This window comes from Streptomyces sp. NPDC037100 (genome assembly GCF_055606225.1).
In genome coordinates this window covers 362,214-382,722 of record NZ_JBVJSX010000002.1, presented here as the reverse complement: position 1 = coordinate 382,722, position 20,509 = coordinate 362,214, and the positions used below count along the sequence as shown (strand labels likewise).

Below are 20,509 nucleotides of genomic sequence, written 5' to 3'. Positions count from 1 at the left end.
GCGCGTACAGCGGGTAGGCCTTGCTGCATCGTCTCTCGCTCCCGAAGCCGTCGTCAGGAGTAGACCGTGCTGCAACCGCCGCATTCGTCCCTGCAGGTCGCTGCCGTTCCGGCCCCGCGGGTGCCAGCGCGAGACAGGGACCAGGACGCCCCGTGGCACACCGAGGCCGTGTGCCGGCGCGACGAGGCCGGACTCTTCTTCGCCCCCTCCAAGGAACCGACCGCCGCGAGGCTGTCCCGGGAGGAAGCGGCGAAGCGGGTCTGCGCCCGCTGTCCCGTGATGGTCGAGTGCCGCGAACACGCCCTGCTCCAGCCCGAGCCCTACGGCGTCTGGGGCGGCCTCACCGCCGCGGAACGCCGGGTGGTCCTGGCCCGGCGGCGCCGCCGCGAGATGGAGCTGAAGAAGACGGCCCGCCCGGCGGGCCGGATAGCCGCGGCCGGCTGACGGCCGAGCAGCACGAAAAGGGCGTCCCCACCGCACCGGGGACGCCCTTTCCTTCAGGTGGCCTTCTCGGGGCGCGGGGCTGGATCGATGTGCGGCCCGCCGCGCGGGCGTGATCGATCACGCCCGACCCCGCACGAGACGGCGATCACAGCCCCACCCCTCGGCGGCGCTACTTCCCCTTGTCGAAGTCGATCGCGCTGTAGGCCCGCAGCTTGCTCAGCCGGTGCTCCGAGGAGATCCGGCGGACCGTGCCCGACCGCGACCGCATCACGATCGAGTCGGTGGTGGCGGTCTCCGCCCGGTAGCGCACCCCGCGCAGCAGCTCGCCGTCCGTGATGCCGGTCGCCACGAAGAACACGTTCTCGCCGGTGACGAGGTCCTCGGTCGTCAGCACCCGGTCGAGATCATGCCCCGCGTCGATCGCCCGCTGCCGCTCCTCGTCGTCCTTGGGCCACAGCTTGCCCTGGATCGTGCCGCCCAGGCACTTCACCGCGCAGGCCGAGATGATGCCCTCGGGCGTACCGCCGACGCCGAGCAGCAGATCGACCCCGGTGCCCTCCCGCAGCGCCAGGATCGAGCCGGCGACATCGCCGTCGGAGATCAGCCTGATGCGCGCCCCGGTCTCCCGGATCTCCTTGATGATGCCCTCGTGCCGCGGGCGGTCCAGGATCACCACCGTCACGTCCTCCGGCGCGGACCGCTTCGCCTTGGCGACCCGGCGGATGTTCACCGACACCGGGGCGTTGATGTCGACGAAGTCGGCCGCCTCCGGTCCGGTGACGAGCTTGTCCATGTAGAAGACCGCGGACGGGTCGAACATGGACCCGCGCTCGGCGGCGGCCAGCACCGCGATCGCGTTCGTCATGCCCTTCGCGGTCAGCGTGGTGCCGTCGATCGGGTCGACGGCGATGTCGCACTCGGGCCCGGTCCCGTCGCCCACGCGCTCCCCGTTGAACAGCATCGGGGCTTCGTCCTTCTCGCCCTCGCCGATGACGACGACGCCGTTCATCGAGACGGTGGAGACGAGGGTCCGCATGGCACGCACCGCGGCACCGTCGGCGCCGTTCTTGTCACCCCGCCCGACCCAACGGCCCGCGGCCATCGCCGCGGCTTCGGTGACCCGGACGAGTTCCAGGGCGAGGTTGCGGTCGGGGGCCTCGGAGGGCACATCGAGTTCGGACGGCAAGTGATGATGCTCGGTCATCGGAGCGCACCTTTCTGTACGACGACGGCCGGATGAGGGTGTTCTTCGCCCGACTCTATCGCCGAGCCCACAAAATGAGCAGGGGCCCCCACGGATGAGCGCGGCAGGGACCTGCGACGATAGGGGGCGTGGCAGGCAAGAACGGCAAGCAGAAGACGGCACGGGACATGATCCTCTCCATGGGAGTCATCGTCCTGGTGGCGGGCTTCGTGTACCTCTTCATCCCGCACGACGACAGCGCGCCCGACGTCAAGGCCGTCGACTACCGGGTCGAGCTGCTCACGGCACGCCGCGCCGCCTCCTACCCCGTGGCCGCGCCCGAGGGTCTGCCCGACGCATGGAAGGCCACCTCCGTCCGCTTCCGGGGCGACGAGTACGACGCCTGGCACCTCGGCTTCCACGATCCCGAGGGGGAGTACGTGGCGGTCGAGCAGTCCACTCAGCGCCGCCCCGTCTTCCTGGACGAGGCGACACAGGGCGCCCGCGAGACCGGGAAGACCGAGAAGATCGACGGCGAGACCTGGACCCGTTACGAGGGCGGACGCTACGACGCGCTGGTCCTCGAGGGCACGAAGGGCTCGACGACGCTCGTGACGGGCACCGCGTCGTTCGCGCAGCTGACGAAGATGGCCGAGGCGCTGCAGACGAAGTGAGCGCGCATGAGGAAGGCCCCCGGCGCTGTTGCCGGGGGCCTTCCTCATGCGCGTCCGCGGGGGCGGCTCAGACCGTTGTGACGACCTGGTCGAACTCCAGGCGCGGCGAGCGCGGGAACCAGGCGTCCGGGCCGGGGCGGCCGATGTTGACGACCATCAGCGGAGTGTGGTCGTCGTCCAGGAACTCCTTGCGGACGCCCTCGAAGTCGAAGCCGGTCATCGGGCCGGCGGCGAGACCGGCGGCGCGGACACCGACGATGAAGTACGCGGCCTGGAGGGCGGCGTTCAGCGCGGCGGCGTTCTCGCGGGCCGGGCGCTCGGCGAAGAAGATGTCCTTGATCTGCGGGGCGGCCGGGAACAGGTGCGGCAGCTCCTCGTGGAACTCGTTGTCCGCGGAGAGGATCGCCACCAGCGGGGCGCTCGCCGTCTTGGGCCGGTTGCCCTCGGCCATGTGCGCCACCAGGCGCTCGCGGGCCTCGGGGGAGCGGACCAGGGTGATACGCAGCGGGGTCTGGTTGAAGGCGGTCGGACCGTACTTGACCAGGTCGTAGATCGCCTGCACCTGCTCGTCGGTCACCGGCTCGTCGGTGAAGGTGTTGGCGGACCGGGCCTCGCGGAACAGCAGGTCCTGGGCGGCGGGGTCAAGAACGAGGGACATGGATCGCACTTTCTCGCGTCTGGTCCGGAAGATCGGCTGACGGCTTCGACCGTACGCCAGTGAAGTTCAACGTTCAACTAACACCAGGGTGTCGTGTGTCACGCCCAACCGAACGGCCCCGGCTACCGCTCCGTGCCCTCCGCGGCTTCCTCCGCCAGCGCCGCGTCCAGTCGCGCCCGGGCGCCGTCCAGCCAGCGCCGGCACACCTTGGCCAGCTCCTCGCCCCGCTCCCAGAGCGCGAGGGACTCCTCCAGCGTCGTACCGCCCGCCTCCAGGCGACGGACGACCTCGATCAGCTCGTCCCGCGCCTGCTCGTACCCGAGCGCCTCGCTGGTGCCCGGCGTCTCATCAACCTCGCTGGTCATCCACCCACCCTATGTGTCCACTCGTACGGAGAACTCACCCTCGGAGACCCGCGCGCGCAGGGCCTCGCCGGCCTCCACCTCGCCCGGGTCGCGGACGGCGTGCCCGTCCGCCTTCTGCAGCACGGCGTAGCCGCGCTTCAGGGTCGCGGCGGGGGAGAGGGCCACCACGCGCGCGTGCGTGTGCGCCAGCTCCGAGTCCGCCCGGTCGAGCTGGTGCCGCAGACACCGCCGGCCCCGGTCGAGCAGGTCCGCCACCTGGTCGGCCCGCACGTCGATCATCCGGTGCGGATCCTCTATCGACGGCCGCGCCAGCGCGTGCGCCAGCCCGCGCTCCTCACGCTCCACCAACGCCGCCACACACCGCCGCGCCCGGTCCCGCAACAGCCGCACCCGCTCGTACTCCTCGCCGACGTCCGGTACGACCTTCTTGGCCGCGTCGGTCGGCGTGGAGGCGCGCAGGTCGGCGACCTGGTCCAGCAGCGGGTTGTCCGGTTCGTGCCCGATGGCGGACACCACCGGCGTACGGCACTGCGCGACCGTGCGGATCAGCTGCTCGTCGGAGAACGGCAGCAGGTCCTCCACGCTGCCGCCGCCCCGGGCCACGATGATCACGTCCACGTCGTCGATCGCGTCGAGCTCCTTCACCGCCTGCACGACCTGCGGCACGGCGTGCACGCCCTGCACGGCGACGTTGCGCACCTCGAAGCGGACGGCGGGCCAGCGGTGCCGGGCGTTCTCCAGGACGTCCCGCTCGGCGGCCGAGGCCCGTCCGCAGACCAGCCCGATCAGCTGCGGCAGGAACGGCAGCGGCTTCTTGCGCTCCGGCGCGAACAGCCCCTCCCGCGCGAGGGCCTTCTTCAGCTGCTCCAGCCGCGCGAGCAGCTCACCGACCCCGACGGGCCGTATCTCGGCGGCCCGCAGCGACAGCTGCCCCCGCGGGGCGTACCACTCGGGCTTCGCGAGGACGACGACCCGGGCGCCCTCGCTCACCACGTCCGCGACGGCGTCGAAGACCTGCCGGTAGCAGGTGACGCTGACGGAGATGTCGTACGAGGGGTCCCGCAGTGTCAGGAACACCACACCGGCGCCGGGCCGCCGCGACAACTGCGTGATCTGCCCCTCGACCCACACCGCCCCGAGCCGGTCGATCCAGCCCCCGATGAGCCGCGACACCTCGCCGACGGGCAGCGGGGCTTCCGGAGTCGTGTTCACAGCCATGCCCGCGAGCGTAGTGGCCACCGCCGACAACACGGCTCAGCCGCCCTGCGGGCAGTGGCACCTCGCTTCCCGACGCCGCGGCGATCACGGCGATCGTGCTCGCCGCTCTCGCCACGTGTGCTGTCGCCACGTGTGCTGTCGCCACGCGTGCTCCCGCCACGCCCGCTCGCGTTGCGCCATGCCCCTCTTCCCGGGGGCGGCGCGCACACGCGATCGCGCGTGCTCCCGCCACGCCCGCTCGCGTTGCGCCATGCCCCTCTTCCCCGGGGCGGCGCGCACACGCGATCTTCGACCCGCCGAACGCGGCCTTACGATGGGACGCATGTCTGCTTCGCCTGGCCGCCGTGTCCTGCTCGCCGCCCCCCGTGGCTACTGCGCGGGTGTGGACCGCGCCGTGATCGCCGTCGAGAAAGCCCTGGAGCAGTACGGCGCTCCGGTGTACGTCCGGCACGAGATCGTCCACAACAAGTACGTCGTGCAGACCCTGGAGAAGAAGGGTGCGATCTTCGTCGAGCAGACGGAGGAAGTGCCCCCGGGGAACATCGTCATGTTCTCCGCGCACGGCGTGGCCCCCGTCGTCCACGAGGAGGCCGAGCGCGGCAAGCTCGCCACCATCGACGCCACCTGCCCGCTGGTCACCAAGGTCCACAAGGAAGCCGTCCGTTTCGCGAACGAGGACTACGACATCCTCCTGATCGGCCACGAGGGCCACGAAGAGGTCATCGGCACCTCCGGTGAGGCCCCCGACCACATCCAGCTCGTCGACGGGCCGGGCGATGTGGCGAAGGTCGAGGTCCGTGACCCGTCCAAGGTCGTCTGGCTCTCCCAGACCACGCTGTCCGTCGACGAGACCATGGAGACCGTCGACGCCCTGAAGGACAAGTTCCCGCAGCTCATCTCCCCGCCCAGCGACGACATCTGCTACGCCACGCAGAACCGCCAGCTGGCCGTGAAGCAGATGGGCGCCGAGTCGGACCTGGTCATCGTGGTCGGCTCCCGCAACTCCTCCAACTCCAAGCGGCTCGTCGAGGTCGCCAAGATCGCGGGTGCTCGCGAGGCCTACCTCGTGGACTTTGCCGACGAGATCGACGAGGCCTGGCTGGAGGGCGTGAGCACGGTCGGCGTCACCTCGGGCGCCTCCGTCCCGGAGATCCTGGTCGAGCAGGTCCTGGAGTTTCTCTCCCGGCGCGGCTTCGAGGACGTCGAGATCGTCAAGGCGGCCGAGGAGTCCATCACGTTCTCCCTGCCCAAGGAACTGCGCCGCGACCTGCGCGAGGAGGCCGCGGCCCTGGCCGCCGAGCGGGGCGGCGCCGGGACCGGTGAAAATTCCGGGGAGTGATCGGGGACAGGCCGGGCAGCACAGCTGTCCGGCCTGTGACTGTCAGTCGTTCGTCGTAGCGTAGGGCCATGCAGATCTTCGGAGTGGACATCGGCGGATCCGGGATCAAGGGTGCGCCGGTGGACCTGGACAAGGGCGACCTGGCGCAGGAGCGCCACAAGGTCCTCACCCCCCACCCGGCCACGCCCGACTCGGTGGCCGACGGCGTCAAACAGGTCGTCGACCACTTCGGCTGGACGGGCCCGGTCGGAGTGACCTTCCCGGGCGTGGTCACCGACGGAGCCACGATCCGCACGGCGGCGAACGTCGACGACAGCTGGATCGACACCGACGCCCGTGCGCTGCTCGGCGAGCGGCTGGGCGGGCTGCCGGTGACGGTGGTCAACGACGCGGACGCGGCCGGAGTGGCCGAGATGCACTTCGGCGCCGGCCGCGACCGCCGGGGCACGGTGATCCTGCTGACCTTCGGCACCGGCATCGGCAGCGCGCTCTTCGTGGACGGCGTCCTCGTGCCCAACACCGAGCTGGGCCACCTGGAGCTCGACGGGCACGACGCGGAGAAGCGGGCCTCCAGCAAGGCCCGCGAGGACCACGACATGACGTGGGAGCACTGGGCGGTGCACCGTGTGACCAAGTACCTCGCCCACGTCGAGATGCTGTTCTCGCCGGAGCTGTTCATCATCGGCGGCGGCGTCAGCCGCAAGGCCCACAAGTTCCTGCCCCACATCGAGGGCATCAAGGCGGAGATCGTCCCGGCGCAGCTGCAGAACAACGCGGGCATCGTGGGCGCGGCGATGCGGGCGGCCGGACACTAGGGCCGCTTCGGGCCGGGCGTCCTCGGACCGGCGGTCGTCGGTGTGAGGGCTGTATCGCCGGGTGGGGTGAGACCGGTGGTCTCGGTGTGAGGGGTGTTTCGGGCCGGGGCCGGCGGGTGGTGTGAGACCGGTGGTCGGCTGAGGGTGGTTTCGGGCCGAGGGGCGTCAGGCCGGTGGCCGGACTCCTGCCGTCCGCCGCCGGTGCACCAGCCGGATCCGCCGGACGATCACGATCAGCCCGGCGATCAGCGTCCCTCCGTACAGCCATCCGGCCTGCGTGGCGAGCGCGGTCACCAGGCCCATCAGCGTGCCGCCGGCCCCTCCCTCGCCGTCGGCCACCGGCAGCAACCCCACGGCGAACGCGATCGGCACCACGACGGTCGCGGTCATCAGGTCCCCCGGCCGCACCCAGAGGGCGGTCAGCGCACACACCGGCAGGAACAGCACGCCGTACGCCGTAAGGGACGTCCCGAACAGCTTCGAGCAGAGCACGCCGAGCAGGAACATCACCACCGTGCAGAACAGCCCGCTGCCCAGCCCGGTCAGCCGGGGGTTCGGCAGGCCTCCCGCGGCGGGCGCCGGTGCGGGCGCGGGCCGTCGTACCGGCGCCGGACGGCGCTGCTGCCCGGGCGGCCGTGCCGCACGCACGGGCTCACCTCCCGCCCCCCGCCCAGCCTGCGACGGCACGGGTTGCCGGGGCGGCCTGGGCCGGTCCCGTCGCGGTCCGTACCGGGGAGATCGCGTCCTGTATTGCTCCACCGCACCAACTTAGGTCGTTCAATATGCCGAATGGCCCTTCTGACACACCGTCGACCGAGCTTGGCCAAGCGTTCGATACGTCGCCGGGGCGGTTCCGGACACGCCGTAGACTGGTGGATCGGCCGGTCCCCTGGCCCCCTGGCCCCGCACTCACGGGAACCCGGCCCCCTGGCCCTCCACTCACGGGAAGTCGCAACGTGTCGCTCACGATCGGAATCGTCGGTCTGCCGAATGTCGGCAAGTCGACCCTGTTCAACGCCCTGACCAAGAACGACGTGCTGGCGGCCAACTACCCGTTCGCCACCATCGAGCCGAACGTCGGCGTGGTCGGCGTCCCCGACCCGCGCCTCACCAAGCTGGCCGAGATCTTCTCCTCGCAGCGGGTGCTTCCGGCCACGGTCGACTTCGTCGACATCGCCGGCATCGTGCGCGGCGCCTCCGAAGGCGAGGGCCTCGGCAACAAGTTCCTCGCGAACATCCGCGAGTCCGACGCGATCTGCCAGGTCATCCGTGCCTTCAAGGACGAGAACGTCGTGCACGTGGACGGCAAGGTCTCGCCCAAGGACGACATCGAGACGATCAACACCGAGCTGATCCTCGCGGACCTGCAGACCATCGAGAAGGTCCTGCCGCGCCTCCAGAAGGAGTCGCGCATCAAGAAGGACATCGCGCCGAAGGTCAAGGCCGTCGAGGAGGCGAAGGAGATCCTGGAGAAGGGCGACACGCTCTTCGCGCACGGTCTCGTCCAGGGCAGCGAGCGCGCCGAGCTCCTGCACGACCTGCACCTGCTCACCACCAAGCCGTTCCTCTACGTCTTCAACGTCGACGAGGACGAGCTGACCGACGAGGACTTCAAGAACGAGCAGCGGGCCCTGGTCGCCCCGGCCGAGGCGATCTTCCTCAACGCCAAGCTGGAGGCGGACCTCGCCGAGCTCGACGAGGACGAGGCGCTGGAACTCCTCCAGTCCGTCGGCCAGGAGGAGCCGGGCCTGGCGACCCTCGCCCACGTCGGCTTCCGCACGCTGGGGCTCCAGACGTACCTGACCGCCGGCCCCAAGGAATCCCGAGCCTGGACGATCAAGAAGGGCGCCACGGCCCCCGAGGCCGCCGGCGTCATCCACACCGACTTCCAGAAGGGCTTCATCAAGGCGGAGGTCATCTCCTTCGGCGACCTGGTGGAGACGGGTTCGGTGGCGGAGGCCCGTGCGAAGGGGAAGGCGCGGATGGAGGGCAAGGAGTATGTGATGCAGGACGGGGATGTGGTGGAGTTCCGCTTCAATGTGTAGCGGGTGATGTAACGCCACTTCGCTGATCTGGCAAACATGCAGGTCAGAAGGGGTCCGACTCTCCAGGGGCGGGCCCCTTATTCTTTCCCGTGCTGGGATAGCTGATCCCTCGTCACCTGTCGTCACCCCTGCTCATCCCTACCGTGCTGGGATGGTGCTGGGACGGGATGAGAATGCTCGTGCTGGGTTTCGGACCGTGTGCGCTTCTGCGTGAGGGGTGGGCGGCACGGCGCGCCCGGGTGTCGTCAGAGGCGGCGCGGGCGAGGTCGAACAGGTGCTGGGTCTCGGCTTCGCCCATGCGTAGGGTGCGGGCGAGTGAACGCAGGACGCTCTCGGAGACGCCGCGTAGGTTCCTGCGTTCCATCCGGGTGGAGTAAGCGGTGCTCACGCCGACGAGCTGGGCGACCTCCTCGCGGCGCAGCCCGGGGACGCGGCGCGCACCGCCGAAGACCGTCACGCCGGCTTCCTCGGGGCTGATGCGTGATAACCGGCTCGGGCTTCAGCGCATCGCTCCACGACGCCGAGGCCGTCGCCGAATCCGTTGCTGTGGGCGTGCGTGGATCGACGGTGGCGCAGGCCCTCACAGGGTACGAAAGGAAGCGGCTCGGCAACGTCCGCGGCATGGTCCAGTCGGGACAGCGGTTCAGCCGCTCCTTCACCGGTCGAGCCGCCTGAGCTCATCCCGGGCGCTGGCATACCACCCGGCGCCGAATCCACACCGTCACCCGACGTCGGTACGGCAGCGGGTTCGGGTGGTTCATGTGGTCCTTCACGTGAGGAGTGCGGGGGCGTGCGCCGCGGGTGTCCGCGCGGCGCAATGACGGGTGGTCACTGGGCGACGTAGCCGCCATCGACGGGCAGGGCGACGCCGGTGACGTAGCCGACGCCGCCGGGGCTGCTCAGCCACAGGACGGCCTGGGCGATCTCATCGGTGGTTCCGAACCGGTCGATGGCCTGGCCCGCTTCGGCCTGGCTGCGGTCGAGTTCGCCGCCCACGACGTCCGCCACCGCGGCACCGGGGTGAAGCGCTTCCACCACGCGACGGTCTGCGAGTTCACCCTCGCCTTCGAGGGCCTGGAGATGGCCGCCGAACCCGGCCTCACCCTCACCATCTACACGGCTGAACCGGGCTCGCCCTCCGGGGAGGGGCCAGCGCCTGCTCGCTTCCTGGGCCGCCACCCAAGGGGCCACCGCACCCGCGCGCTCGGTCAGACGTCCTTGATCTGTACGCGGTCGCCGCACAGGTTCGACCAGTCGTCGTGGTCCGAGGTCAGTACGAGGACGGGTGCCGGGGAGCGGAGTGCCATCGCGGCGACGAGGGCGTCGATGGCGTACTTGTGGCCGTGCAGACCGCCGGCATCGCTCAGCAGCTGCACCGCGGTGAGGCTGTCCGCCTGGGTGACGTCCTGGACCTGAAGGCGGGAGAGCACCCAGTGCAGCCGGGCGGTGTCCGTCTTCCCGTAGACGGCCTCCACCACCGTCAGGGCCGACACGAGGACGGGCACGCCCACCCGCCGAGCGGCCTCGATCCGGGTGATCATCTGGCGGTCGTTGCGCAGCAGCAGCGACAACGCCTGGGAGTCCAGAACCAGGGACCTGGCCGCGGGCTCCTTCATGCGGCGCTGTCGTTCGACGCGTAGGGCGCCGGTGCGTCACCGAACAATTCACGCTGCGCGGCCTGGACTTCGGCCTCGCTCAAAGGCTCGTGCTCGGCTTCGTAGGCGGCCACGATCTCGGCGAGGCCGTCCATCGCCAGCTGATGCCGGACCGCCGCGGTCACATAGGCGGACACGCCGCGCTTGCCGGTACGTGAGCGCAGAGCACCGAGGAGTTCCGAGGGCATCGAGACGGAGATGTTCTCCGTGCCGCCGGGGCGGGGTGACTTCATGAGGTCAGTCTAGTACAAGAACTATTACAGCGCTGGGGGTGCTGTGCAGCCTGCAACGGTGGCGCATAGTCTTGGCGTCCCGGATCTTCTTGTACTTTGTCGCTGCTCCCGTGCTGGGACGGTGCTGGGATGCGCCCGCATACCTGCAGGTCAGAGCCTTGTGGTGGAGTTCCGCTTCAACGTGTAGGCGCAGGTCCACCACGTCACTTCTGTTGAACGAGCACGGCAATGCCGTGCTCGTCTCACCAGAGGACTACGCGGCGCTGCGCGAGGGCTCGTACCTGCTGCGCTCTCCTGTAAACGCACGGCGACTGCTCAAGGCGTACGAGAACGCCCTGGGTGACGTCAACGTGTCGGAGCGCGAGCTGATCGATCCGGATGCCGCGGACCGTGCTGCGGGTGCCGAGTGAGGCTTGTCTTCGCGGATCAGGGCTGGGAGGACTACACGTTCCGGCTCAAGAACGACCGCAAGATCCTTGCTCGGATCAACAAGCTCATCTAGGACGTCAAGCGCGACCCCTTCACGGGGATCGGCAAGCCCGAGCCCCTCAAGTACCACCTGCTGGAGCATGGTCGCGGCGGATCGACGACGAGCACCGCCTCGTCCATCTGGTCACGGTCAAGGAGATCGTGCTCCTCGCCGCCCGCTACCACTACTGACCCCTGAGTCGGTTCGGCCTGTGCTGGGAAGGGCCACCGTGCTGGGGCGGCCTGTCTCGAAGCAGTGATTTTCGCAGGTCGTAGCGCTGTGCCGGTTATGCGGGTTCAACGTATGCGGATGGCGGGTTGCCGTTCGGTCGATTCGGTGTTGGTCGAGAACTGAATCACTAGGTGTGATTCGTATTACAGTGATTGCGTGCCGGTGAAGATTTTCTTCGGGGGGCCGGTTCGAGCGCGACATCCTCCCCGGCACCGTCGCGAGCAGGCCGGTCATTCGCCGACGGTAGGACAGAGCGAGGCCGGTGCAGGAGGATCGGCGTGGACGCGGATGACATCCAGTCGGTGGCCCGGGTCGGAGACCCCGTCGAGATCATGCTGCTCACCGGGGACCGCTTCGAGGGCGTTCTTGAGGGGCTGACGCTCACCCGCCTGAACCTGCGCACGCCCGAGGGGCAGGCCATCGCGGTGGCGCTGCAAACGGTGGCACTCATCAAGCCGGGATCCACCGCACAGCCCGTCCTTGCCACGGCCGGCGCCCCTGGGTCCAGCGTTCAGACGCTTACCGAGCAAGCGCCCCCGGCGCAGGTCGTGGCTGTGTCGGTGGATGCTGCGCCCGCTCCTCGGGCGCACGAACCGCAGCCGGTTGCGCCCGCGGGGTTAGGCAGGGAGAACTCGGTGTCGCGTGCCGAGGCGCTCGCCGCCGTCACCCAACTGCCGGTCGGCCCGCTCGACATGGACGTCTACGTCAGTCCGGAGAACCGCAAGGAGCTGGAGCGGATCCGGAACTCGTACCTCAACGCCGAGAAGATCGGTGAACTCGATCCGCGCTTCGGTCGGGTCGCGCGGGTGTACGCCAAAGCCAGACACCTGTGGAACGTGGAGCGGGGCAACCCCGAAGTCACGCGCCTGGTCGGGGCCTTGGCGCTTCTCAAGGGTGACGCCGATTCGGCACACCACTTCCTCATCCAGGCGGAGGCGGACGATGTGCAGGCGCGGCGGCTGATGGCCGTCAGCGCTGCTCATCGGGACGATGCGGAGACCGCCAGGTTCGCCTTGCTGCGGTACTTCCACGAGGTGGCCCCCGATGACGACCCCGAGGTCTGGCAAGCTCTGCTCGGCCTGCTCGACGCGTACGGCGGCCGGGGGCAGTTGGGGGAACTCATCGGCTCTCCCGCGCACAGCGAGGCCGCGCGTGAGACGGTGCGCGCCGCGCTCGGCGGCGCCTCGCCGGCGACAGTACCGGCTCCGCGGCCACCAGGTGCCGTGCCGGCCCTGGCCGCCCGGCGTGTGGTCCCTCCGGAGCCCGTGCCGAGGAACAGGCCCCGGCCCCTGGCCGGTGACACACGGGGCAGGACCGAGCCGACGACGGTGCGGTCCGGCGGGCAGCGGCGCTCGGAGAACCCCTACCAGCGCGCCAAGTACCTGGAACACCGTGAGAAGAACCTGGAAGAGGCGAAGGCCGCCTACCGCCAGGCGATCAAGCAGAACGTGAAGCGAGAGAGCGCCGCCAAGGATTTGGCCTGGCTGACTCGGCGTGTGGACGGCGCCGAAGCCGCACTGCGTGTCATAGAGCAGGAGTGCCAGGGCATGATCGAGCCCGGCCACGCCCTCGACAACATCCTCACCGACTTCTACATAGGCGCGAAGCGCTATGCGGAGGCGCTTGAGGTACTGGACCGTCAATTCCAGCGGACCGACCTCACCAGCAGCAGGCGCCACCACCTCTGTCACCAGATCGCGTACGTGAAACTTGCCCACGGCCAGGACTCCACGGCCGAATGGCGCATGCTGCTTCAGATGTCCCCGGACAACCAGAACGCGCAGCGCGGAATGGCACTGGCACTCGTCCGGCGCGGGGCTTCCGAGGACCTGGAGGAAGCCGAGAAACTGATCGGTCATCACACGGACGACCGATCCGTCCGGATCCTGCGTCAGATCGACGCCCTGCGACAGAGCGGGGACGCCGGCACCGACCCCGGCTGGGTGGAGCGACTGCTGGAAGAGGTTCCGCGATTCGTCGACTCGACCCCACCGCTCGTCACCTTCGTGATGCAGAACTATTCGGAGCTCGCCGCGCGGACGAAGGAGGAGCGGGAACGTACGCAGCGCCCGGTCACCCGGAGCGACCTGAACGTCATCGCGGAGACGGCACGTCAGATGAGCGGCAAGCAGCCGGTCAACAGCGCGCAGGCGTACATCTCGGCCGCGGTGCTCGCGAAGGAAGTGGGCGAGGAAGGAGCGCAGCGGTATCTGTACCTGGGGCTGACCACGCTGGCCGGCATCGTCCTCGACCGGCAGGAGTACGAGTCGGCCCAGGACCTGTACTGCGCCGCACTGGCCGTGGCGGACGAGCGGGACGACGGCGAGCTCACCCCGGACGTCAGATCGGCGCTGCTCGGTTACCTCCGCTCACCGAAGGGCCGCCGCGCCGCGCCGACCCGGCACCGGGACCGGGACCGGGACCGGGACCGGGACGAAGGAACCTCCCTGCGGGACGAAGTCGCTCGGGTTCTCTGGGACGGGATCCGCCAGCACGACCCCAAGGTGATCTTCTCGCTGATCCCTCCCCTCTTCGCGGATACCAGCGTGGCCCGGGATCTGGTGCTGGACGCCATGTGCTCGAAGCCCGATCTGCTTGCTGCGGCGGCCGTACATCTGCGCCTCGCCGAGGGCCCCGAACGGTCCCGGCCGGACCAGCATGCGGTGCGTGAGGCATGGCAGCAGGCCAGCGACAAGTGGACGCGGGACCGCCGAAGGCTGGAACACAGCATGGCCGAACTGCAGCAACTGTCGATGTCGGAGAACGATCTGGAGTCGGCGCTCGACCGGCTTCGGGACCGGGACACGCTGACTTCACCGTCCCTGAGCGAGGCCCTCGGCCGGATCGAGGAGGCCCTGTTCGAGCTCCGGAGGTTCATCAACGAGCGCTCCTTCGAAGAGCGGGAGAGCTGCCTGCGGCTCGCCGACCAGAAGGCCCGGGCGCTCAGCGCGGACATTCGACGCGGTCCGACCAGCCTCGCCGTCGGGCTCGTCGAGCCGGTTGCGGCGCGGATCCGGGCTCTCGTCGCCGAGACCCAGCAGAATCTGCTCGACACGCAGACGCCCCAGCCGGAACTGAGCCTGGCGCTGGAGGAGAGCAGTGGAGGCCAGAACGGTGTCGTCACCGTCCAGATCAAGGTGGCGAACGCGGTCGGGATGGCACCGCTGGAGTCCCCGGAGCTGACTGTGGGGGCCGACGTCGATCTGTTCTCCGTCGGGGAGTCGAAGGTGCAGCTTCCGACGGCAGTCCGCGGCGGCGACCACCGGATCGAGCAGGTCAAACTACGTGTCACCGACAAGGGCTTCGCCGCGGGTGCCTTCTCCCTGCCGGTGACCCTTCGGTACCGAAGGCGTTCCAGTGCCGTCTACGCGACGTTCGAGGCCACGTTGCCGGTCCGGCTGGCGCGCGAGGAGGAGTTCGAGCCCATCTTCAATCCGTTCCAGGACGGTGCCACGGGACGTCCGGTGATCGACCCGAAGATGTTCTTCGGCAGGGACGAACTGATAGAGCGGATTCGCACCGGCCTGCGGGAGGTCTCCTCACCCGGGGTAGGCATGGCGATCTACGGCCAGAAGCGGGCCGGGAAGTCTTCCATCGCCCATCATCTGGCGCAGCGGCTGAAAGCGGACGGCCTGCCGATCGTCAACGTGGGCAACATCGGAGACCTCTCCCCGGAGTCCGACGACCTGACCGGAACCCGCCTGCTGGCTCTGCTGATGTGGCGCATCCTGGAGGGCGCCCACGACGCGCTGACACAGCTCGACGAGCCGGTCGGTGTTTCAGCGCCGTTGATTCCCGACGGACTCACCCGCAAGGAATTCCTCACCAGCGAAGAACCGGTCCATGACTGCGCCAAGTACATCGAGCGGCACCGGGAGGCTATTCAGGGCACCCCACCACCGCTGATCGTGCTGATCGACGAGTTCCAGTACATCGACCGGTGGATCAGGATGGAGCTGCTTTCGCCGTCCTTCATGCAGGCGTTCAAGGCTCTCATCGAGCGGCGGCTCTTCCATCTGGTGATCGTTGGCCAGGACGCCCTTGACCGGTTGATCCAGCAGGACCCCAACGTCTTCGGGGTGTTCCACAAGGAACGCGTGACATACCTCGCAGAGCCAGCCGCGCGCGCCCTGATCGAAAATCCGATCCGCATCGAGGAGGGGGGCCGGACCACCAGCAGATACCGCGAACACGCAGTCGGCCAGATCATCGAGCTGACCGGTGGAAGCGCCTTCTACATCCAGCGTTTCTGCTCGTATCTCGTCGAGTACATGAATTCCGAGCGGGCGCCGGTGGTGACGGAGGCGGATGTCGAACGGGTCCGTGACGAGTTCCTCGGCAGGCTGACGCGCGAGGACTTCGACAACCTCGAGTCACCCGGCTACACAGACCCGGAGGCTTTCACGAGCGAGCAGTATCAGCCCGTCCTGCTGGCAGTGGCCCGGGCGTCCCGCAACCAACCGGCCACGCTGGCGGCGATCCGCGAGGAGTACCGGGGCGAGCAACTGGAGGAGCTGCTCGACGACCTCGTCCTGCGCGACGTGGTGCGCCGTGAGTCCGGCGCCTACCAGATCGTGGTCCGTCTCTACCAGGAATGGCTCCTCAAGTATCTCGGAGCGAGCTCGAAGGCAGGTGCCTCGTGACGGCGCCCGTGGCCGGCGAGGCCCCCGTCCCGGCCAATCCGTATCGCCAGGTCGGCATGGTGGCCGAGGGCGACCGCTTCGTCGGCCGAGGCAGCCTGGTGCGCCTGATACAGAACGCCTGGCAGGAGCCCGGTCGTCCGTCGAACGCACGCGTGCTCGGATACCACCGCACCGGCAAGACCAGCCTGGTGCGGCGGGCGCTGGAGTCGTCCTCCGCGCGACGAACCGACTTGATCACCGTGTGGCTCGACGTCGGCACACACGATTCCGGGGCGGACATGTTCCGGTCGATGGCCCGGCAGGTGATGGAGGAGTTCCGTGAGCGCGGCGAGTGTCGTGAGACGGGTGCGCCGAACGCACTGGACGCGATCAACGCCGCGGTTCAACAGGACGGGGGTTGGAGCGACCTGCGAGAAGCGATACGGGACTTCTTCAAGGCCCTGTGCAGGAACGGGTACTACGTCCTTGCCGTGCTCGACGAGTTCGACCGGGCCTCGACCACGTTCACACGGCTGGCGGAGTTCCAGCTGCTGCGCAATCTGGCGAGTGATCCGGCGTTCTCCTTGGGACTGATCACCATTTCCCGGCGGGATATCGAGTCCATTGAAGTCGATGCCGCGGGGGGTTCGATCCTGGGCGGTGTAGTGGCCACTCGCCGCTACGTCGGCATGTTCACCGATGAGGAGGCGGATCTGATGCTGGCCCGCGCCGCGGGCGTCGGCATCGGACTGGCCTCCGTACGTGAAGAGATCATCGCCTGCACCGGGCTCCACCCTTTCCTTCTGGAGCTGCTCTGCAACCGGATCGTAGACATCCACCAGGCCACGGGTGGGCTGGATGTGAAGGCGGCGTACGAGTACGAGGCCCCCACCTTTGACACACAGTTCGCCCAGCTGCGGCAGAACATCGAGGCGGACAGCGAAGGGCGCGCCACGGCACTACTGAGGAGGCTTGCCGTCGGCACGGCCGCCGAGCCCGCGTCCTTGGAGCTGAACCGACTGAAGCAGATGGGTGTTGTGTCGTCGTCAATGGGGTCAGCCGCCCTGTTCTCCCGGGAGTTCTCCCATTACATCCAGATATCCGCGATGAACGGGGCGTGACATCGCGAGGGAGAGCCGCGTCCGAAGCGGCTCAGAGCTCCCGAAGGCTGCCCTGCCGCAGCCACCGCAGTACCTGCTGTGCCGCCTCGCTGCCGGGGACAGCCCGTTCCAGTTGGGCAGCGGACCGGTAGTGCCCCTCGCGCCGGAGCTGGGCCACCACATCCCGGACCGCGCTGATGTCCCCTGCCTCAGCAAGGCTCAGTCGCAACTCCTGCGCTGCCTCGTAGCGGCCGGTGCGCAGCAGTTCCCGAACGCGCCGGCGCGTGTGCTCGTCGTCCGGCATGGGCGGCCGTACGGCATCCGGTACGGGGGGAGCCCCGACGTGCTGCGATTCCGCCGCTCGGGCGGGCTCCTGCCAGGTGTTCATCGCCAGCACGAGGCCCGAGCCGGATCCCGAGGTGGCGAGCTGCGGACGGGGCCGGTTCTCGCTGCCGAGCCGACTGTCCAGGCTTTGGAAGAGGGTTGCGATGTCGAGTTCGCGGGGCCCCCCGCGAATTCCCTCGTACAGAATCTGTGCCAGGGCCCCAGTGAACGCGGTGCAGGCCTCACCAGCAGGGGAAAGTGCTTTGGCGGTGGACGCACAGGCGGTGAGCACAGCGGTGCCCTTGACCGCCGCGACGGCCGCGAGATCGTCCGTACCCATGGTGGCGCCCTTCAGGGCCTTGCCGCTCCAGCAGCAGTCGAGGATCACCACCTTCTGCGGCACCGCCGCGGCGCGCAGGAACTCGGCACGTACGTTCTGGTAGCGCAGGGCGAGGTGGATGCCCGCCGGCTCGCGGCTGTTCGGCAGGGCCAGGTGCAGTTCGTCGTCGGTGAGGGGGTCGGTGAGCCCGTGGCCGGCGTAGTAGAAGAGCAGCGACGCCGTCGCTTCCCGGGCTGCCGTCTGCAGCGCGCTGATCACGGAGTCGGCGTCGTCGGGCTGGTGCAGGACCGCGCAGCACTCGGGAGGCAGGCCCCAGATCCGCGGGTCGCTGAGGAGCGTCGCCAACCGCTGGAGATTGTTCCTCACTGCGGGCAGCTGCCTGTTCTCAGGCATCGCCGAGTACCGGGACACACCGACGAGCACAGCGCGGGAGGCCGTGGGGTCGGGCAGCCGTGAAGGCATCACGGGGTGGTGGGAGTCACCCCGGAAGACGCCTGTGAGGTATCGACCGCCTGGGTGAGCTGACGCACCGCCTCGCTGCCGTCCCCCTCCACGACGACCACCACGCCTGCCTGGCTGACGCTCACGCTGGGCGCTGTACCCGTGCTCTGCTGGGCTTGGAGGCGGTAGGTCGCGATCGACACTACGAGGCTGCTGAGAGCGATGACGTTCGGGATCACCAGATTGAGGACGTCGAAGCCGACCCCCATCTCGCCGCCGGCCGGATCCATGTCCGCGGGTGTGGCCCCGGACGCATAGGCGGCCGCTTCGGGGTCTTCCAGCAGCCAGCGGTAGAGATCGGTGCCGGCACCGTTGTCGGTCTGAATCGTCAGTTCCATGTCGCCCCCCGCGGGTCGTCAAGTGCCCCGGAGAATGCGGGCACTTCGCGGAGTGTAATGGTTTGTCACCCGCAATGCGGGGCCTCTGGGAGCAGCCCGGAACGCGAGCGCGCGTGCAGGCACCGGTGGGCGACGGCTGCACCGCCGACGGCGGCGGCGAGAGCGAGTAGGGCGAGGAGAGCTCGCTTCCTGTGGTCCGGGGTGTGCGGGGGCGGCTCGGGAGTGTTCGTTTCGGGGGAGAGGTTTCTGCTGATCCGCTGCCAGACGCGTTCCGGGGGTGCTGTCGGCAGGTCCACCAGGTGCGCGGTGCGGGCCGCCGCCACCACGCGGGTCAGCATGCGGAGTTCGTCGCGGCAACGGGCGCACTGTTCGACGTGACGCAGGGCCACGGTGTCGACCTCGGTCGGGGTGGCGTTGCGCAGCGCCAGTTCCACCAGGTGCGTGGGCTCTACGTGGGCCACTGCGCCCTCCCGGACTTCACGGGCTCCGCCGTGACGACGAGGTTGGACAGGTATCCGCCCCGCTCGGGAACGAACGGGGGCGCGCACGTGATGAGCGTGAGGGCCGGGGCGCCGGTGCGGCGGAACGCCGAGGGCGGCAGCTCGTCCTTGGGGACGGTGACGCGTGAGACGACGCGGTACCGCACCGGTTCCGCCCCGGTCCGCCGCACCTCCACGCGATCCCCGCGCCGTACGTCGTACAGCTCGGCGAATTCGCCGATGGCCCCGGTGTCGCTGTCCACGTGTCCGACGAGCACCGCCGAACCCGAAGTGCTGCCGGGCGCCGGACCGTAGCGGTACCAGCCGGCCACGGACGGGTCGTCGGGGACGGTCATGTCCCCACGGTCCGTCACGCCGACCGGAGCGACCCGGGCGTCGACGCCCACGTCGGGCAGCAGGACGCGGCGGGGCGGCGGGGCCGGTGCCGTGCTCGGTGCCGCCTTCGTCGTCGAGCCTGCCGTCCGCCCGGAGGGTGCGGTCGTGAAGTCGGGGGCCGGCGCGGCCGGTTGCGACGGCCGGGCCGGAAGACCGAGGGCGGCTGCCAGAGCGGCAGCCGCCAGCATCGGTCCCGTCAGCCGTCGCGTACGGTCAGTCACGTCGGCGGGCGACCCGGCGGGCCATCAGCACGCCCGCCACCGCGACCACTCCGGCCCCGGCGGCCCAGGCCGGGTTCAGGTCGGTGGAGTTCGGTGCGACGGCGGCACCGTCGCCGCCCGCGGGAACGCCGCGCGGCGAGGACGCCATTCCGCTGAACGTCTGGGTCGCCAGGGCCAGGTTCTTGTCGTCGGCGCTGCCCCAGGCGTAGACGACGTTGCTCGTGCCTTCGCCGAGCTTCAGGTCGGCCGGGCCGATGGCCACGGTGTCCGTACCGGCGAGCACCACATCGGTGTTGAGGGTGCCCGCGTCGACCTCGGCGGTGTCCTCCTTGGGGTTGGTCAGGTTGCTGAAGACGGGCTGTCCGCCGGCCCGGACGTCGACGGCCGGGGCTGCCGCGACATGGCGGACGGTCAGACGGGCCTTGCCGGCATCCACCTGGGAGACGTCGTTGGTGAAGGCCGTCAACTGCGGTTTGCCGTCGGCGGAGAGGTGGGCGGCGACCGTGGCGTTCGCGCCCTCGGGCACCTCGATCTTCTTCTCCAGGGCCGGAGTTCCGCCGGGGTCCTTGCCCGCTTCGAAGATCTTGATGTCGTAGGTTCCGGCGTCGAGGGACTTGGGGTCCGTCACCGTGCCGGGCTTGAAGTCGCCGATCAGTTCGTCGCCGTTGGCGTACACGTCCACGGTCATGCCGGGGATGCCGTGGAAGACGGACACCATGGCCTGGTCCTGCTGTTCGGCCAGGGCGGGGGCGGAAACGCCGAGGGCCAGGGCGCAGGCTCCGGCCGAGGCGGCGATGGCGATGCGGGTGTGCGAGGTCATGGGAATCATCCCTTCGAACGGAGTCTCCGTACGGTGCGG

Annotated in this window: 20 protein-coding genes and 4 pseudogenes; 10 read left to right on the top strand and 14 right to left on the bottom strand. The window is 69.4% G+C overall.

Translation table 11 applies throughout. The features are described 5' to 3' along the window. Nucleotides 1–66: 66 nt before the first annotated feature. Nucleotides 67–444, top strand: a complete 378-nt coding sequence (locus ACZ7EG_RS06875; RefSeq protein WP_471073371.1) for a WhiB family transcriptional regulator — start codon at nucleotides 67–69, stop codon at nucleotides 442–444. 169 nt (nucleotides 445–613) lie between these two features. Here ACZ7EG_RS06875 and glpX read toward each other — a convergent pair whose 3' ends face one another. Further along, entirely contained in the window at nucleotides 614–1,648 is a 1,035-nt protein-coding gene (gene glpX, locus ACZ7EG_RS06870; RefSeq protein WP_471073368.1) for a class II fructose-bisphosphatase, read from the bottom strand. A gap of 128 nt (nucleotides 1,649–1,776) precedes the next feature. On the opposite strand from glpX, the gene ACZ7EG_RS06865 reads away from it, so the two are divergent. Beyond that, nucleotides 1,777–2,301 (top strand): DUF4245 domain-containing protein, encoded by a 525-nt coding sequence (locus ACZ7EG_RS06865; RefSeq protein ID WP_471073365.1) that lies wholly within the window; start codon nucleotides 1,777–1,779, stop codon nucleotides 2,299–2,301. Between the two features lie 67 nt (nucleotides 2,302–2,368). Here the strand turns inward: ACZ7EG_RS06865 and ACZ7EG_RS06860 are convergent, their stop codons facing one another. The 3 genes from ACZ7EG_RS06860 to xseA form a co-directional block, all read right to left on the bottom strand. Beyond that, nucleotides 2,369–2,959, bottom strand: a complete 591-nt coding sequence (locus ACZ7EG_RS06860; RefSeq protein ID WP_471073362.1) for a malonic semialdehyde reductase — start codon at nucleotides 2,957–2,959, stop codon at nucleotides 2,369–2,371. A 122-nt stretch (nucleotides 2,960–3,081) separates the two neighbouring features. Continuing rightward, complete coding sequence (locus ACZ7EG_RS06855; protein ID WP_471073359.1) at nucleotides 3,082–3,324, bottom strand: exodeoxyribonuclease VII small subunit; 243 nt, start codon at nucleotides 3,322–3,324, stop codon at nucleotides 3,082–3,084. A 9-nt stretch (nucleotides 3,325–3,333) separates the two neighbouring features. Then, nucleotides 3,334–4,542, bottom strand: coding sequence for an exodeoxyribonuclease VII large subunit (xseA, locus tag ACZ7EG_RS06850; protein ID WP_053675304.1), 1,209 nt, complete (start codon nucleotides 4,540–4,542; stop codon nucleotides 3,334–3,336). A gap of 313 nt (nucleotides 4,543–4,855) precedes the next feature. Here xseA and ACZ7EG_RS06845 point away from each other — a divergent pair, with 313 nt between their 5' ends. Further along, entirely contained in the window at nucleotides 4,856–5,881 is a 1,026-nt protein-coding gene (locus ACZ7EG_RS06845; protein WP_352095700.1) for a 4-hydroxy-3-methylbut-2-enyl diphosphate reductase, read from the top strand. 68 nt (nucleotides 5,882–5,949) lie between these two features. Next, on the top strand, nucleotides 5,950–6,696 hold the full coding sequence (ppgK, locus tag ACZ7EG_RS06840) for a polyphosphate--glucose phosphotransferase (RefSeq protein ID WP_471073355.1): 747 nt from the start codon (nucleotides 5,950–5,952) through the stop codon (nucleotides 6,694–6,696). Between the two features lie 165 nt (nucleotides 6,697–6,861). On the opposite strand, the gene ACZ7EG_RS06835 is transcribed toward ppgK, so the two are convergent. Then, nucleotides 6,862–7,455, bottom strand: a complete 594-nt coding sequence (locus tag ACZ7EG_RS06835) for a DUF6542 domain-containing protein (RefSeq protein ID WP_471073352.1) — start codon at nucleotides 7,453–7,455, stop codon at nucleotides 6,862–6,864. 197 nt (nucleotides 7,456–7,652) lie between these two features. On the opposite strand from ACZ7EG_RS06835, the gene ychF reads away from it, so the two are divergent. Continuing rightward, nucleotides 7,653–8,741, top strand: a complete 1,089-nt coding sequence (gene ychF, locus ACZ7EG_RS06830; RefSeq protein WP_471073349.1) for a redox-regulated ATPase YchF — start codon at nucleotides 7,653–7,655, stop codon at nucleotides 8,739–8,741. Nucleotides 8,742–8,853: 112 nt separating this feature from the next. Here the strand turns inward: ychF and ACZ7EG_RS06825 are convergent, their stop codons facing one another. Together ACZ7EG_RS06825 and ACZ7EG_RS06820 are read right to left on the bottom strand one after the other, a co-directional pair. After that, nucleotides 8,854–9,198, bottom strand: coding sequence for a helix-turn-helix domain-containing protein (locus tag ACZ7EG_RS06825; protein ID WP_471073346.1), 345 nt, complete (start codon nucleotides 9,196–9,198; stop codon nucleotides 8,854–8,856). 371 nt (nucleotides 9,199–9,569) lie between these two features. Continuing rightward, a pseudogene (locus tag ACZ7EG_RS06820) lies at nucleotides 9,570–9,776 on the bottom strand (SDR family oxidoreductase); the annotation flags it as partial. Here ACZ7EG_RS06820 and ACZ7EG_RS06815 point away from each other — a divergent pair. Next, nucleotides 9,762–9,824, top strand: a pseudogene (locus tag ACZ7EG_RS06815) (hypothetical protein); the annotation flags it as partial. The pseudogenes ACZ7EG_RS06820 and ACZ7EG_RS06815 overlap by 15 nt on opposite strands. 125 nt (nucleotides 9,825–9,949) lie before the next feature. On the opposite strand, the gene ACZ7EG_RS06810 reads toward ACZ7EG_RS06815, so the two are convergent. Both ACZ7EG_RS06810 and ACZ7EG_RS06805 read right to left on the bottom strand, forming a co-directional pair. Next, nucleotides 9,950–10,357, bottom strand: a complete 408-nt coding sequence (locus ACZ7EG_RS06810) for a PIN domain-containing protein (protein WP_471073343.1) — start codon at nucleotides 10,355–10,357, stop codon at nucleotides 9,950–9,952. Beyond that, on the bottom strand, nucleotides 10,354–10,629 hold the full coding sequence (locus ACZ7EG_RS06805) for a hypothetical protein (RefSeq protein ID WP_471073340.1): 276 nt from the start codon (nucleotides 10,627–10,629) through the stop codon (nucleotides 10,354–10,356). Before ACZ7EG_RS06805 ends, ACZ7EG_RS06810 begins: the two co-directional genes overlap by 4 nt. 209 nt (nucleotides 10,630–10,838) lie before the next feature. Here ACZ7EG_RS06805 and ACZ7EG_RS06800 point away from each other — a divergent pair. From ACZ7EG_RS06800 to ACZ7EG_RS06785, 4 genes and pseudogenes are all read left to right on the top strand, one after another. Then, a pseudogene (locus ACZ7EG_RS06800) lies at nucleotides 10,839–11,039 on the top strand (type II toxin-antitoxin system Phd/YefM family antitoxin); the annotation flags it as partial. Next, a pseudogene (locus ACZ7EG_RS06795) lies at nucleotides 11,036–11,289 on the top strand (Txe/YoeB family addiction module toxin). The pseudogenes ACZ7EG_RS06800 and ACZ7EG_RS06795, both read left to right, overlap by 4 nt. A gap of 318 nt (nucleotides 11,290–11,607) precedes the next feature. Beyond that, nucleotides 11,608–15,972: a hypothetical protein gene (locus tag ACZ7EG_RS06790; protein WP_471073337.1), complete on the top strand. Its 4,365-nt coding sequence runs from the start codon at nucleotides 11,608–11,610 to the stop codon at nucleotides 15,970–15,972. Beyond that, nucleotides 15,969–17,072: an ATP-binding protein gene (locus tag ACZ7EG_RS06785; protein WP_471073334.1), complete on the top strand. Its 1,104-nt coding sequence runs from the start codon at nucleotides 15,969–15,971 to the stop codon at nucleotides 17,070–17,072. The genes ACZ7EG_RS06790 and ACZ7EG_RS06785 overlap by 4 nt, the downstream gene beginning before the upstream one ends. Before the next feature lie 31 nt (nucleotides 17,073–17,103). Here the strand turns inward: ACZ7EG_RS06785 and ACZ7EG_RS06780 are convergent, their stop codons facing one another. The 5 genes from ACZ7EG_RS06780 to ACZ7EG_RS06760 form a co-directional block, all read right to left on the bottom strand. Further along, nucleotides 17,104–18,177 (bottom strand): caspase family protein, encoded by a 1,074-nt coding sequence (locus ACZ7EG_RS06780; RefSeq protein ID WP_471073331.1) that lies wholly within the window; start codon nucleotides 18,175–18,177, stop codon nucleotides 17,104–17,106. Further along, a complete protein-coding gene (locus ACZ7EG_RS06775) occupies nucleotides 18,177–18,554 on the bottom strand; it encodes an effector-associated constant component EACC1 (protein WP_471073328.1) in 378 nt (125 codons plus the stop codon). Before ACZ7EG_RS06775 ends, ACZ7EG_RS06780 begins: the two co-directional genes overlap by 1 nt. A 65-nt stretch (nucleotides 18,555–18,619) precedes the next feature. Then, nucleotides 18,620–19,015 carry a hypothetical protein gene (locus tag ACZ7EG_RS06770; protein WP_471073325.1) on the bottom strand — a complete coding sequence of 132 codons (396 nt, stop codon included), beginning with the start codon at nucleotides 19,013–19,015 and terminating at the stop codon, nucleotides 18,620–18,622. Continuing rightward, the gene (locus ACZ7EG_RS06765; protein ID WP_471073322.1) at nucleotides 19,003–19,650 is read right to left on the bottom strand and encodes a class F sortase; all 648 of its coding nucleotides are present in this window, start codon (nucleotides 19,648–19,650) and stop codon (nucleotides 19,003–19,005) included. The genes ACZ7EG_RS06770 and ACZ7EG_RS06765 overlap by 13 nt, the downstream gene beginning before the upstream one ends. Next, the gene (locus ACZ7EG_RS06760) at nucleotides 19,643–20,470 is read right to left on the bottom strand and encodes a DUF4397 domain-containing protein (protein ID WP_471073319.1); all 828 of its coding nucleotides are present in this window, start codon (nucleotides 20,468–20,470) and stop codon (nucleotides 19,643–19,645) included. Before ACZ7EG_RS06760 ends, ACZ7EG_RS06765 begins: the two co-directional genes overlap by 8 nt. Nucleotides 20,471–20,509: the final 39 nt, after the last annotated feature.